10 protein-coding genes and 1 pseudogene are annotated in these 13,801 nt (G+C 73.3%); 4 read left to right on the top strand and 7 right to left on the bottom strand.

What is annotated here, in order from left to right; translation table 11 throughout:
* Nucleotides 1–121: 121 nt before the first annotated feature.
* Nucleotides 122–508, bottom strand: coding sequence for a transglycosylase family protein (locus FM125_RS07760; protein ID WP_245829897.1), 387 nt, complete (start codon nucleotides 506–508; stop codon nucleotides 122–124).
* Between the two features lie 189 nt (nucleotides 509–697).
* Here FM125_RS07760 and FM125_RS07755 point away from each other — a divergent pair, with 189 nt between their 5' ends.
* Complete coding sequence (locus FM125_RS07755) at nucleotides 698–3,016, top strand: S9 family peptidase (protein ID WP_087134215.1); 2,319 nt, start codon at nucleotides 698–700, stop codon at nucleotides 3,014–3,016.
* Nucleotides 3,017–3,254: 238 nt separating this feature from the next.
* On the opposite strand, the gene FM125_RS07750 is transcribed toward FM125_RS07755, so the two are convergent.
* From FM125_RS07750 to FM125_RS07730, 6 genes are all read right to left on the bottom strand, one after another.
* Complete coding sequence (locus FM125_RS07750; protein ID WP_143745291.1) at nucleotides 3,255–3,932, bottom strand: tyrosine-protein phosphatase; 678 nt, start codon at nucleotides 3,930–3,932, stop codon at nucleotides 3,255–3,257.
* Nucleotides 3,933–4,088: 156 nt separating this feature from the next.
* Nucleotides 4,089–7,250 (bottom strand): FtsX-like permease family protein, encoded by a 3,162-nt coding sequence (locus FM125_RS07745; RefSeq protein WP_143745289.1) that lies wholly within the window; start codon nucleotides 7,248–7,250, stop codon nucleotides 4,089–4,091.
* A gap of 152 nt (nucleotides 7,251–7,402) precedes the next feature.
* Nucleotides 7,403–8,146 (bottom strand): ABC transporter ATP-binding protein, encoded by a 744-nt coding sequence (locus tag FM125_RS07740; protein WP_245829900.1) that lies wholly within the window; start codon nucleotides 8,144–8,146, stop codon nucleotides 7,403–7,405.
* Nucleotides 8,147–8,247: 101 nt separating this feature from the next.
* On the bottom strand, nucleotides 8,248–8,952 hold the full coding sequence (locus FM125_RS07735) for a PadR family transcriptional regulator (RefSeq protein WP_087134204.1): 705 nt from the start codon (nucleotides 8,950–8,952) through the stop codon (nucleotides 8,248–8,250).
* A 154-nt stretch (nucleotides 8,953–9,106) separates the two neighbouring features.
* A complete protein-coding gene (locus FM125_RS12410; RefSeq protein WP_281251977.1) occupies nucleotides 9,107–9,229 on the bottom strand; it encodes a hypothetical protein in 123 nt (40 codons plus the stop codon).
* 505 nt (nucleotides 9,230–9,734) lie between these two features.
* Complete coding sequence (locus tag FM125_RS07730) at nucleotides 9,735–10,601, bottom strand: peptidase M16 family protein (protein ID WP_087134203.1); 867 nt, start codon at nucleotides 10,599–10,601, stop codon at nucleotides 9,735–9,737.
* Nucleotides 10,602–10,878: 277 nt separating this feature from the next.
* Here FM125_RS07730 and FM125_RS07725 point away from each other — a divergent pair, with 277 nt between their 5' ends.
* The 3 genes and pseudogenes from FM125_RS07725 to FM125_RS07715 all read left to right on the top strand — a co-directional run.
* The gene (locus FM125_RS07725; RefSeq protein ID WP_087134202.1) at nucleotides 10,879–11,847 is read left to right on the top strand and encodes a 1,4-dihydroxy-2-naphthoyl-CoA synthase; all 969 of its coding nucleotides are present in this window, start codon (nucleotides 10,879–10,881) and stop codon (nucleotides 11,845–11,847) included.
* A gap of 31 nt (nucleotides 11,848–11,878) precedes the next feature.
* Nucleotides 11,879–13,444 (top strand): aspartate:alanine exchanger family transporter, encoded by a 1,566-nt coding sequence (locus tag FM125_RS07720; protein ID WP_087134201.1) that lies wholly within the window; start codon nucleotides 11,879–11,881, stop codon nucleotides 13,442–13,444.
* 64 nt (nucleotides 13,445–13,508) lie between these two features.
* Nucleotides 13,509–13,801 (top strand): annotated as a pseudogene (locus tag FM125_RS07715) (AMP-binding protein); the annotation flags it as partial.

Below are 13,801 nucleotides of genomic sequence, written 5' to 3'. Positions count from 1 at the left end.
CGTCTGCCCGGGACACAGGCACGACGACGGCCGCCCGCCCTCCGTATGGAGGGCGGGCGGCCGTTCGTCTGGGGTGAGGCAGGTCCACCCCAGTGAGGCGGGTCCGCCGCGGCGGGGCGGGTCAGCCCCAGCAGTGGGCCGAGGGCAGCCACGGGAAGGTGCCCCACTCGCTGTAGAGCTCCACCGCGGCGGCGTCCTGGACGTGCTCCGGGGCGGCGTCCGCGGAGGCATAGCCGACGCCGGCGTCCGTGGACTGCCACACCATGTCCAGGAACTGGTAGGCGCCCGAGGCCGAGGAGGTCGGGTTGTGCGCGGTGTAGTCGCCGCCGGACTCGCACTGCTTGATCTCCTCCAGCACCGGGATGCCGGTGTCCGCGGCCTGGGCCGGGCCGGCGAAGCCCACCAGGGCGGCCGCGGCGGCGGCCGACGCGGCGGTCAGGGCGGCCGGGCGGCGCAGGCGGGACAGGGCGCCGGTGCGGGAGTCGGTCTTCTGGTGCGGGGTCGTCACGGTCTGGAGGCTCCTTCTGATCGGTTCCAGTTCGGGTGGTCGTCGGGCTCGACGACGAAGCCCACCACCATGCCGCCCGCGGTTGAGCAGGGACTGTCCCGGCACTCCACCGGCGGTCTGAGTCCCCTGGGCACACGCTGGATCCGGTGACGTGTGCCACCACACCGCCGGTGTGATTCGATGGCAGGCATGACCGAGACCACACAGCAGCCCTCCAGCGCCGCCGACGCCCCCTCCGACCGTCCCGTCCCGCCCGTCGCCGCCACGAAGCCGGTGACCCGCACCCACCACGGGGACACGTTCACCGACGACTTCGAGTGGATGCGTCAGAAGACCTCGCAGGAGGTCCTGGACCACCTGAACGCGGAGAACGCCTACACGGAGGCCGTCACCGCGGACCAGGAGGCGCTGCACGAGGCGATCTACGCCGAGATCAAGGCGCACACCGTGGAGACCGACCAGTCCGTGCCGGTCCGCCGCGACGGCTGGTGGTACTTCGCCCGCACCGAGGAGGGCAAGCAGTACGCGGTGCAGTGCCGTGTGCCCGCCCAGGACACCGGGGACCGGCTGGTGGACTGGACGCCGCCGGCCATCGAGCCCGGGGTCCGGCTGGACGGCGAACAGGTCCTGCTGGACGGCAACGCCGAGGCCGAGGGCAAGCCGTTCTTCTCCCTGGGCGGGATGCACGTCTCCCCGGACGGCACCCTCCTGGCCTACGCCGTGGACAACGCCGGCGACGAGCGCTTCACCCTGCGCATCCGCGACCTGCGCACCGGCCAGGAGCTGGACGACGTGGTGGAGGACATCGCCTACGACGTCCGCTTCGACCGCACCGGCACCCGCGTCTTCTACACCCTGTGGGACGCCTCCTGGCGGCCGTACCGCGTCATGGTGCACACCCTCGGGACCGATCCGGCGGACGACGTCATGCTCTTCGAGGAGGGCGACCCGGGCATGTGGACCGGGCTCGAGGGCGTGGCGGACCGGACGCAGCTGCTGATCGGCGTCGGCAACTCCGAGGTCTCCGAGACCTGGGTGGTGGACCTGCCCGCCGAGGAGGGCGTTCAGGTGCCGGCTCCGCGCCTGCTCATCCCGCGCACCGAGGCCATGCTCGCCTCCGTGGAGCCGTTCGACCTGGACGGCCGCCGCCACCTGCTGATCGTGCACAACCGGGAGGCCGACGGCGCCGCCGCCCCCAACGGGGTCCTGTCCCTGGTCGCCGAGGACGAGGTGGCCGACCGCACCGCATGGAGGGCCGTGCTGCCGCACCGGGCCGAGGTGAAGGTCGACGGCGTCATGGTCACCTCCACCCACATCGCCGTCTCCGCCCGCCGCGAGACCACCCCACGCGTGCTGATCGGCGCTCTGGCCGACCTGGCCCCGATCGCCGCCGCCGAGGCGGGCCAGGCGGAGGCGAGTGGTGAGGCGGAGGCGGGTGCCGTCGTCGGGATGGCGTTCACCGAGCCGGAGTTCGACGAGGAGCTCTACGCCTGCCACCTGACCTGGGCGTCCTGGGAGTCCCCGTTCCTGCGCCTGGCCTACACCTCCTGGATCACCCCGGCCCGTGTGCTGGACGTGGAGGCCGAGACCGGCGAGGTGCACCTGCGCCGCGAGGTCGAGGTCCCCGGGCATGACCCTGAGGACTACGTGGTGGAGCGCCAGTGGGCGACCTCCTCCGAGCCCGGCCCGGACGGCCGGCCGGTGCAGATCCCGCTCTCGGTGATCCGCCGGAAGGACCTGGTCCAGGACGGCACGAACCCGTGCCTGATCTACGGCTACGGTTCCTACGAGATGTCCATGGACCCAGTGCTCGGCGTGGCCCGGCTGTCCCTGCTGGACCGCGGCCTGGTCTACGTGGTGGCGCACGTGCGCGGCGGCGGCGAGCTCGGCCGCGGCTGGTATGAGGACGGCAAGAAGCTGGCCAAGGCGAAGTCGTTCACGGACTTCGTGGACGCCACCCGGCACATGGTGGACTCCAGCTGGGTGGACCCGGCGCGCATTGCCTGCCACGGCGGCTCGGCCGGCGGCCTGCTCATGGGCGCCGTGGTCAACCTGGCTCCGGAGCTGTACCGCGCCTGCCTGGCCGTGGTGCCGTTCGTGGACGCCCTGACCTCCATCCTCGACCCGGACCTGCCGCTGTCCGCCCTGGAGTGGGAGGAGTGGGGCAACCCGATCGAGGACCAGACCGTCTACGAGTACATGAAGGCCTACACGCCGTATCAGAACGTGCGCGAGGTGGACTACCCGGCGATCGCCGCGGTGACCAGCCTCAACGACACCCGCGTGCTCTACGTGGAGCCGGCCAAGTGGGTGGCGCAGCTGCGCCGCACCGTGACGAGCGACCAGTCGACGCCGCTGGCCGAGGGCGGCTCCCCGATCCTGCTGCGCACCGAGATGGACGGCGGCCACGGCGGCGCCTCCGGCCGCTACCAGGGCTGGAAGGACACCGCGTGGGAGTACGCGTTCGTGCTCACCGCGCTCGGTGCGACAGAGCGCGTCGACGGCTGAGCTCCCGGCGCTTTCGTTCGGGAAACCGTCGAGTCCCCAGGCGCTTTCGTTCGGGAAAGTGTCGGGTTCCGGGGCACTTTCGTTCGGGAGAACGTCGGGTTCCCTCCCGTGAAGCACGACGACGGCCGCGCACCCTGGGTACGCGGCCGTCGGTCTGTTCGGGGCCGGGTGATGCGGGGTGGGCGGTTCCCATTTCACTAGCGAAAACGCCAGGGGGTGGGGTGTGCCGGGTGGCCGGTCAGCGTGGGAGGAGGGCCCGGACGCGGTCGGCGGGCCAGGCGTCCAGGACCTCGTCCAGGGCGGCCAGACGCTCGGCCAGGTGCGCGTCCCAGTCCTCCGGCGGCACCCAGCGCTCATACGGGTGCGGGACCTTCGCGGTGCGGCGGTAGTCGTTGATGCCGCGGACGCCGGCCGTGTAGACGGCGTGCTGCTCGTCCCGGTCTGCCACGCCTCCGGGGAGCTCGGGCAGCTGCAGCAGCAGGGCGGTGAGCAGGCCGGTGCGGTCGCGCCCGGCGGAGCAGTGCAGGACCGCTCCCCCGACCTCCGCCGCCTCGAGTGTCCGGGCCATCGCCGCCCCGATCCGGTCCGGGTACCTCTCCAGCAGGTCCGGGTAGTGCGCCGGATGGTTCGGATACGGGTCGAAGCGGGCCCGGAACTCGGCGTCGTCCGCGTCCTCGATCGGGTGGTTCTCCCAGGTCACGCCGCGCGGAACGCCCTCATGCGCCGGGTCGTGCTCGCGTCGCCTCACCTCCTGCGGCATCCGCAGGTCGATCACCGCGGCCACGCCCGCCCGGGCCAGCTCGGCCCAGCCGGCGTCCGTCAGCCACTCGGCGCGGCCCATGCGATGCAGCCCGGGGCGGACGGTCCAGGCGTTGACGGCGCCGTCCCAGCGGACGGGGGTCGGGGTGGTCTGCATGCCCACCACGGTATCCGGCGGGCCGACAGGGGACGGTGAGGCGCCGTCGTCGGGAGGCGGCCGGCCCAGGGGCCTGCCGGGTAACCCGACGTTCTCCCGAACGGAAGCACCCCGGAACCCGACCGTCTCCCGAACGAAAACACCCAGGGGCTCTGCTCAGGAGCGGCGCTCCCTGGCCGGCATCCGCCCCGGCACCAGCAGCCAGGCCAGCACCGCGGCCAGCACCGGGGCACCGAGCAGGACCACGGCCAGCTGCGGCCACGGCATCCACGCGAAGCCGCTGGTCAGCCAGGACCCCGTGGACAGCGCCGGCAGGGCGCCGACCACCAGTCCGAGCATCGCGCCCAGGGCCGCGGCCACGCCGGCCTGGGCCGCCGCCTGCCTCCGCCGGGTGCCCGGTGCGGCGCCGACGGCGTCCATGACCTGGCCGTCGCGGCGGGAGTCGGCCAGGGCGAGACCGGTGGTGATGCCGGAGACCGTCACCAGCGCCAGGCCGGCGACCAGCGCGATCCCCCACAGCACCCGGTCCACGTCCACGCCGGAGGCCATGTACTCGTTCCCGACCGTGTACAGGCCCTCGTCGCCGAGCGCGAGGCCCAGGTCCTCCCACTGGGAGACGGTCGGCGCCTCCGCGAAGGTCACCGCGAGACCCCAGGCGCCGGCCCTCTGTCCCAGCTCGGGCAGCAGGTGCTGCGGCACCACGGCGCGCCAGCCGGCGGCGGTCTCCGCCGGGGCCGTGTAGGCCTTCGGGTGGATCATCAGTTCCGGCTCCCACAGGACCGCGCCGGCCGGGGCGTTCGCCACCACGCCGTAGCCCACCGCCTCGTCGCCGTGCATCACCGCGTCCACGTACTCACCGGTCGCGGAGTCCCAGGCCATGGCCTGCCCGTTGTCCCGGTCCACGATCCCCTTCGCCTGCGCCACGTCCTCGGTGTAGGAGCCGAGGTCCACGGTGCCGTCCGAGGACACGTACTCGGGGTCGTAGACCACCACGCGTCCCTCGGCCAGGGCACGGCGGGCGCCCTCGTCCGAGACCAGGGAGCGCGGCATCGTCTCCGGCCGGTCCGGGTCCACCACGAGGATGTCCTGGGCCAGGTTCAGGCCGGAGACGCCCGCGCTGGGGCTCGGGTCGAACGGGTCGCGGCCCCAGGCGCAGGCGCGGGCCTGCTGCAGGTCCGCCTCGGAGGCGAGCTCGTACAGCGTGGTCGAGCGCTCTGCCGCGTGGGGGTCGTCCGGGACGGGCAGGTGGCACTGCGAGGAGGCCGGGTAGGTCAGGCCGAGGGCCTCGCAGTCCGGAGAGCCGGCGACCTCACAGTCCGGGACGGCGCTGAGGACCTCCTCCACGGCGGTCACCTCCGGCAGGCCGGCCCCCTTCGCCACCCGGCGCACGAGCTCGGCGGCCTGGTCCGTGCCGCCGGTGAACCCGAGCCACTCCTCATCGATGTTCGGGTCCTCCTCGCGGAGGCGCTCGAACTCGGCCTTGATCTCCTCGGGGTCCGGGACGGGCATCAGCGTCACGTTCGTGGGCAGGCCGGCCTGCCGGTCGCCGGAGAACGGCGTCATGGCGACCGCGAGCATGGTCAGGGCCAGCACGGCGATCGCCGCGGCCGCGCCCATGGCCGCCGTGACCGGCACGGTGCGGCCGCGGTTGCGGTCCGCGTCCCGGGCCGCCAGGCGCAGGCTCAGGGGCAGCCGTCCGGCGGCCCGGCCGAGCAGGTGCACGGCCATCGGGACGAGCATCAGCGCACCGACCAGCAGCACCACCACGGACACCGTGAGCACGATCCCGTAGACGGGGAAGAACGCGTCCACCTCCGGCAGGGTCCGCAGGCCGCGCAGCCAGACGGTGGCCGTCACGGTGGCGCCCACGGCCACCGCCACCAGCACCAGGGCGTAGACCGCCCTCGCCCGGGACGGCGCGGGGGTGGCCGCGTTGGTCGTCCGCACCGCGGCCCAGGCGTTCTGGCCGGCGATCGCCCGCGCCGGGATCCACGCGGCCACGAGGGCGCTGAGCACGCCGACCGCCATGGCGGACAGCACCAGCGGCCACGGCACCGCGGCCGGCGGCAGCACCACGCCGCGGGCGGACGCGGAGAGCACGATCGCCAGGCCCGTGGCCACGCCGAGCACACCGCCGCCCACGGCCCCGACCAGTCCGCAGACCAGGCCCTGCCACCGGAGCATGGAGGCCACGGTGCCGGACTCGGCGCCGACCACCGCCAGGAGCGCACCGACCCGGCGGCTGCGGCGGGCGCCCACGGCGAACGCGGCGCCGGCGAGCAGGCCGGTCTCCACGAGCGCGAGGGTGCCGAGGAACAGCAGGGGCAGCATCAGGACGTCGTCCAGGGGCTGCGACCCGCCGTCCTGGAAAACGGCGTCGATGAGCTGCGCCCCCTCGTTCTCCGGCTGGTGCAGCAGCGGCAGGAACTGGGCACGGTCTCCGGCGCGGGCGAAGGCGAGCACGTCGAGGTAGTCGTCCGGCACGGGGCCGTCCAGGTAGTCGATCGCCGTGCCGTGCTCCGTGAGGGCGCGGCCCAGCGCGGAGTCGGCGGACACCAGCAGCGTCGCGGTGACGTAGCCCTGGGTGTCGTCGGAGGCGGGCAGCGGCAGCAGGTCCGCCCACCGCCAGTCGTCCGTCACGCGGTCCACCATGGTGCCGGCGACGGGGACCTCGAAGCTGGTGTCCCGGTCCAGGGCGCCGCCGCGCACGGTGACCATGCCCTGGTCTCCGACGGTCCGTGCGAGCTCCCGGTCGACCAGGATCCCGTCTCCGTCGAGGCCGCCGGAGCGGACGTCGAAGCGGGAGTCCGCGCCGAACAGGGCGGCGTCGTCCGGGTCCACCACGCGCACCAGCCCGGAGGCGCGCTGGTCGCCGGCGAGGACCTCCACCTCCGACTCCACCACACGGTGCACGGTCACCCCCGCGGGCAGCTCGGTGCGGCGCCCCTCGGAGCGCCGCCACAGCGCGCGGGCCTGGTCCACGGTCACGTCGGCCACGCCGGCGGAGGCGAAGAGGAACCAGGCGTCGACGTCCGTGTACATGCCGTCCGTGTCCGGGAAGTACATGGCGGCGTCCTCCGGGCTGACCCCGGGGATCGCCCCGTCCTCCGGCGTCACCTGCTGCACGACGTCCCGCTCGATCACGCCGTCGAACCCGGCGTAGCGCCGTTCGGCGGCCCAGGCGTCGGTCGAGGACGTGCTCAGCTGGAGGGTGCCCGCCAGCGCCATGCCGAACACCGGCAGCCCGATCAGCAGGATCACCAGGAGCATGCGCCACGGCTGCGCCTTCGCGTCCCGCAGGGCGATCCGGCGCGCCACGCGCCGGGATCCGGCGCGGTCCCCCGTGCCCTTCCCGACGACGTCACGCACCGGGCGCGCCCCGCCCGCCTCGGCGTGGGCTCCGGTCGACCGGGCGGCCTCCGACCGGGCTCCGCCCGGCCGGGGTGCCGGGCCCGTGCCCCGCTGCGGGCTCATCGCGCACCGCCGGAGGGCGAGGCGCCGTCGTCGTGGGCCCGCCCCGGGGAGGCGGCGCCGGACGGGGCGGCGAAGAGGGAGTCGACGGAGTCCACGGAGGACTCGTCCACGATCCGGCCGTCCCGTAGGAAGACCACGCGGTCCGCCCAGCCGGCGTGACGGGCCTCGTGGGTGACGAGGACGACGCCGACGCCGTCGTCGGCGAGGTCGCGCAGGACGCCCATGATCTCCTCGCCGGTGACGGAGTCGAGGGCGCCGGTGGGCTCGTCGGCGAGGACGAGCGAGCGGGAGCCGACGATCGCGCGGGCGATGGCCACGCGCTGCTGCTGGCCGCCGGAGAGCTGGTCCATGAAGCGTCCGGCGAGCTCGCCGATGCCGACCTTCTCCAGCGCCTCAAGCGCCCGGGCACGGGCCGCGGCGGGACGGGCGCCGTCCAGCTCGAGCGGCAGGGCGACGTTCTCGGCGGCGGTGAGCGTGGGGACCAGGTTGAAGTCCTGGAAGACGTAGCCGACCACCCGGCGGCGCAGGCGGGCGCGCTGGGCCAGGGAGAGGCGGGACAGCGGGGTGCCGGAGACGAAGACCTCGCCGGTGGCCGGCTGGTCCAGGCCGCCGGCGACGGCCAGCAGCGAGGACTTGCCGGAGCCGGACGGGCCCATCACGGCCACGAACTCGCCCGAGCGGACCGTGAGGCTCACCTGGCGCAGTGCGGCCACGGAGGTCGGGCCGGTGCCGTAGACCATGTCCACCCGGTCCAGCTCGAGGACCTGGCGAGGGCCGGAGGCGTTGCGCTCGGAGGCGGTGGTGAGGCCGGTGACCAGCGACGCGTCGTCGCGGCGGGCGCTCATCGCGCACCGCCGTCGGTGCGGGCGGCCGACGAGCTGCCGGAGGCGTCGGAAGACGACGGGTCGGACGAGGCGGCCCCGCCGCGGGCGGTGGCGAGGGCGTCGGCGACCACGTCCCGGACGGCGTCCGGTCCTGCCGCCCGCTGCTCGGCGCGGGCCTGGGCCTGCCGGGAGCGGCTGCGGGAGGCGCGGACCACGGCGGCCTCGCAGTGGTCCAGCCAGCGGGCCTCGGCCTCGGCGGAGAAGATGAGGGACTCGAGCACGAGCAGGCCCGCGAGGTCCGCGCCGCCGCTGTCCGCGGGGACGGCGCGCTTGGCGCGAGTGTACTCCTGCAGGCTCTTCAGGGTGGCTCTGCGCTGGGACTGGATGACCTCGCGGACGTCCACGCCCTCGGTGGTGACGGCGATGGCGAGCTTGATGGCCAGCTCGTTGCGCGGCGGGGTGGTGGGGGCCAGCGGGGTGCGGAACCAGGCGGCGACCTCGGTGCGGCCGGCGTCCGTGAGGGCGTAGATGCGGTGCCCCTCGCCGTCGTCCCCGCGGTCCTCCACCAGACCGTCCCGGGTGAGGCGCTCGAGGGTGGTGTAGACCTGCCCGATGTTCAGCGGCCAGGTGCCTCCGGTGGTCTCCTCGAAGTCCGCGCGCAGCTGATAGCCGTACTGCGGCCCGTGCGTGAGCAGGGCGAGAAGGGAGTGCTTGACGGACATGCGGTCCTCCGAGGTGCTGGGTGTGCTTTCCGGGTATGCATACCCGGTAGCACCGATTCTGCATACTCGGAATCCACCGCGTCAACGCCCCGCGGCGTTTTCGTTCGGGAAAGGGTCGAGTTCCGGCGCGCAGAAGCCCCTGTCTCCCCTGCCCTCACTCCTCGTCCGGCAGCTTCAGCCTCTCCGGCAGATGACGTCGCAGGAGGTCGAGCATGCGGTCCCCTTGCCTGAACAGGGAGACGAGGATCTCTCCCCCTGTGCCCTGACGGGTGTCCACGGACAGCACCTGCACACCGCGCTCGTCCTGGTTCAGCCCCCCAGGCCACCACGTCCTCCCAGAGGAAGCTCGCCTGCCCGTCCGGGAAGTCCAGCCCCATGCCCGTGTCACCCACGGTGCACCGCAGGCGGTAGCCGCCGAGCCTGGCACCGAGGGTCGGGCGGAACTGCTCTCCGTCCACGCGGGGACCGTCGACGAGCTCGGGCCGCGGCAGCATGATCGTCTCGAGCCCCTCCACCTGCTCGACGCTGCGACCAACCGGCGGGAAGCCGACGAGGAGCGACCTGTCCAGGCCGCTGAGAAGGCGGGCGAGGTGCGCATCGGTCACGCCCTGCACAGCGTCAGCGTCCAGGGTCACGTCCACCGACGTGCCGAGGAAGGCATTCATCACATCCCGCACATGCCGGTCCACCGACGGCATCTCCGCTTCGGCTCGTTCGAAGTCCGAGGCCGCCCGGCGCCTCTGCTCGTCTGTGGCCCCGCGGTCCCGCAGAGACCGCAGGATCTAGAGGACACCCTTCATCGAGTCCGCGGCCTCCTTCTCCGCGCATCGGACGATGACGGCGAGGACGGCCACCCCTCCTGCTTCGACGACCTCGACCTCGAGGCCATAGACCACTCCCCACTCCTGGCGCAGGATCCTGTACGCCCGCGCCCGGAGGGCCGAGGAGAGGAGCACGACGGCCGCGATCGACGTCGCGTCCGGCGCCTCGATGACGAAGGAGAGCGACGGCTCCTCCCCACCGGAGAGGTACTCGGCCGGATACGTCTGCGCGAGGAAGTCGAGTCCGGCAGGGGTGCACCGAGGCCCTCGAGGCAGAGGCAGGCGGAGCCCTTCGGGCATCGGGCCGTGGAGGGCGAGCACAGCGTTGTCCGCGGTGAACCGGTCGGCCGCCCACTCTGCGACCTCCTGCGGGGTCACCTTCGCCAGGAACTGCGCCGTTACGGCGCCCAGCCCCCACCCCTGCGCGCCGAGGCGGACGTTCAGGTGCTCCGCGAGATGCGCGCTGTCGCCCATCGCAGTGCCACCCTCCGTCTGAAGGATGCGGCACGTGCGCCGGAGCTCACCGGCATGAACTCCGCCGGCGGAGATGTCCGCGATGCGCTCACAGATCGCGGCGAGCCTGGACACGACCCGCTCAGGGGTGCCCTGCACGGACATGGACGTGTACGACATGCGGGTCTCGCCGGCCACGTCCGATTCCAGGCCCTCGGCGCCGTCCAGGGCGAGTTGCTCGATTACGTGGGAGATCCCCAGCGTGGACACCTGCTCGTCCGCCACGCCGACGCCGAATGCCAGGACGGCGGTCACGGGACCGTCGGCGTCCAGATGGTGCACCTCGACACCATCGATCCGGAGGACACGGGACACGGACACTCTCCATTCGGGTACGGCAGGACGGTGCGCTCCGCCGTCACGCTCGCCGGCTTTCCGCTCCTGCAGCCCGGGACGTCGTCACGGGTTGACGTGAATTAGACCACATCGACGCCGGATCCCTGCGCCGGCGGGCCGGCGGCCTCCTTCTCCGTCGGCGTTCCCTGCCCCGTTCCACCCGCCCGCATGGGTCCCCCGCCCGCATGGAACGGACGACGACGCCGGAGTGCCCGGGCCCGGAGCAGGAACCGCCCCCGCCACTAGACTCGGCACCATGACCGAGCAGAACGCCGCCCGTTACCCCGTCCCCGAGAAGGTCTCCGACATCTTCGACCCGCAGCGCTGGCGCGTGGTCGAGGGCTTCGACTTCCAGGACATGACGTACCACCGCCAGGTGGAACGGGACGCCGAGGGCAACTGGGTCCGGGACCTGCCCACGGTCCGCATCGCGTTCGACCGCCCGGAGGTCCGCAACGCCTTCCGCCCGGGCACCGTGGACGAGCTGTACCGCGCCATGGACCACGCCCGCATGACCCCGGACGTGGGCACCATCCTGCTCACCGGCAACGGCCCCTCCCCCAAGGACGGCGGCCACGCGTTCTGCTCCGGCGGGGACCAGCGCATCCGCGGCCGCGACGGCTACCGCTACGCCGAGGGCGACACCGCCGAGACCATCGACCCGGCCCGCGCCGGCCGCCTGCACATCCTCGAGGTCCAGCGCCTGATGCGCACCGCCCCCAAGGCGATCATCGCCGTCGTGAACGGCTGGGCGGCCGGCGGCGGCCACTCGCTGCACGTTGTCTCGGACCTCACGCTCGCCTCGCGCCAGCACGGCAAGTTCAAGCAGACCGACGCGACGGTCGGCTCCTTCGACGCCGGCTACGGTTCCGCCCTGCTCGCCCGCCAGGTGGGCCAGAAGCGCGCCCGCGAGATCTTCTTCACCGCCCGCGAGTACTCGGCCGAGGACATGGTGGCCATGGGCGCCGTGAACGAGGCCGTGGACCACGAGCGCCTCGAGGAGGTCGCCCTGGAGTACGCCGCGGACATCAACCGTCAGTCCCCGCAGGCGCTGCGCATGCTGAAGTTCGCGTTCAACCTCCCGGACGACGGCATGAACGGCCAGCAGGTCTTCGCCGGCGAGGCCACGCGCATGGCCTACATGACGGACGAGGCCGTCGAGGGCCGCGACGCCTTCCTGCAGAAGCGCGACCCGGACTGGTCCCCGTACCCGTACTACTTCTGACCGACCACCACGGCAGGACGGAGACCCGCCCGTGCTCGAACTGCTCAGCGACCAGCCCATTCTCGTCCTCATGGCCACCGTCGCCCTGGGCGCTGCCGTCGGCACCATCCCCCTGGGCAAGATCCGCCTCGGCGCCTCCGGAGCCCTGTTCGTGGGCCTGCTCGTCGGGGCGGTGCTGCCCGACGTCGGCGACCAGCTGGCCCTGTTCCAGAGCTTCGGCCTGGCCCTGTTCGCCTACCTGATCGGTCTCGGCGCCGGCAAGGTGTTCTTCCGGGACCTGCGCCGCAACCTGCCCCTGATGCTGGCCGCCGTCCTCGTGGTGATCGTCACCGCCTTCACGGTGCACCCGCTGGCCGCGCTGGTCGACCTGGACCTGCCGACGGCGATCGGCGTGTGGACGGGGTCGCTCACCGCGACGCCGGCGATGGCCCTGGCGAACCAGCTCACCGGCGAGCAGGCTCCGGCCGTGGGCTACGGGCTGTCCTATCTGGTGGGCGTGGTCGGCACCATCATCGCGATCACCCTGCTCGCCGCCCGCCCGTGGAGCAGCTCCCCGCGAGATCCTGCGCCGGTGACCGACGGCAAGCTGCGCTTCACCGTCGCGACCGCCACCTCCGCCATCGCCCTGCGGGAGATCCCGGGGATCTCCGAGAGGCTGGTGCGCGTGGTGGCGCTGCGCCACGGCGGCGTGGCCCGGATCGCCGGCTCCGCCGCCCGGATCGAGCCCGGGGACCAGGTCGTCCTGGACGGCACGGAGAAGAACATCGAGGAGGCCGTGCAGCCCTTCGGCCGCCTCACCGACGCCGACCCGGCTCAGGTGATGAACCCGCTGCAGACCTCCATGGTCATCGTCACGGCCCGTGCCCTGGCCGATCGCCGCCTGGGCACGCTGTCCCTGCGCGAGCGCTTCGGCACCGACGTCGCCCGGCTGCGGCGCGACGACGTCGAGTCGCTGGCCACCCCTCAGACCGAGCTCAAGGTCGGCGACCGGGTGCTCATCGTGACCACCGCGCCGCGGATGGAGGCGGTGCGCGACTTCTTCGGCAACTCCACGCGGGGGCTCTCCAACCTGGACTGGATCTCCCTGGGCACGGGCATGGCGCTGGGCTACCTGCTGGGCATGGTGACGATCCCGCTTCCGGGCGGGGCCTCCTTCTCCCTCGGCCCGGCGGCAGGGTGCATCCTCGTCGGCCTCGCCCTCGGCGCGATCGGCCGGACGGGACCCACGGTGTGGGAACCGTCCACGGAGATCGCGCTGACGCTGCGGCAGTTCGGCCTCATGCTCTTCCTGGGCGTGGTGGGCCTGGCCGCCGGCCCGGCGTTCATCGAGACGGTGTTCACCCGGGTCGGGGGGCTGGCCATCCTGATGTCCGCCGTGCTCACCGCGCTCACCGCGGCCCTGCTCATCGCCGCGGCGCGGCTGCTGGGGCAGTCCGTGGATCGCACCTATGGGGCGCTGGCGGGCATCACAGGCCAGCCGGCGATCCTGGACTACGCGCTCTCCCGGTCCACCGACGCCCGTGTGACCGAGGGGTACGCCCAGCTGTTCGCCCTGATCATGGTGGTCAAGATCGCCACCGTGCCGTTCATGCTCTGACCGGCCGGCCGGTCCGCCGCCGCCCGACCTCTGTCCGCCGTCCGCCTCTGTCAGGAGTCCCGCCATGGCCGTCACCGCAGACCAGCTCGCCGCCGCCCGCGCGGCCCTCGCCGCCGCCCTGGAGGGCACCGGCGACCCGGTGGAGCTGACCGAGGACGGCCGTGTCCTGCCCCGCCCCGAGGCCAAGGACCCCGCCCGCTGCGGCCACCCGGACGCCGCCGCCGTCGTCCGGACCTCCGGCTCCACGGGCACCCCCAAGCAGATCGTGCTCACCGCCTCCGCCCTGCGCGCCTCGGCCGCCGCAACCGCCTCGCGCCTCGGCGGCAGCGGCCCCGGCTCCCCCACCGCCATCACCCC

Origin of the sequence: Micrococcus lylae (assembly GCF_900163825.1) — a bacterium.
Taxonomy (GTDB): domain Bacteria; phylum Actinomycetota; class Actinomycetes; order Actinomycetales; family Micrococcaceae; genus Micrococcus; species Micrococcus lylae.
The sequence above is the reverse complement of the archived record's forward strand: the minus strand, read 5'-3'. Positions and strand labels throughout refer to the sequence as shown.

Excerpts from the sequence above, each read along its gene's own strand:
- FM125_RS07755 (WP_087134215.1), top strand. The coding sequence starts at position 698 with ATGACCGAGACCACACAGCAGCCCTCCAGCGCCGCCGACGCCCCCTCC.
- FM125_RS07750 (WP_143745291.1), bottom strand. The coding sequence starts at position 3,932 with ATGCAGACCACCCCGACCCCCGTCCGCTGGGACGGCGCCGTCAACGCC.
- FM125_RS07740 (WP_245829900.1), bottom strand. The coding sequence starts at position 8,146 with ATGGTCTACGGCACCGGCCCGACCTCCGTGGCCGCACTGCGCCAGGTG.
- FM125_RS07735 (WP_087134204.1), bottom strand. The coding sequence starts at position 8,952 with ATGTCCGTCAAGCACTCCCTTCTCGCCCTGCTCACGCACGGGCCGCAG.
- FM125_RS07725 (WP_087134202.1), top strand. The coding sequence starts at position 10,879 with ATGACCGAGCAGAACGCCGCCCGTTACCCCGTCCCCGAGAAGGTCTCC.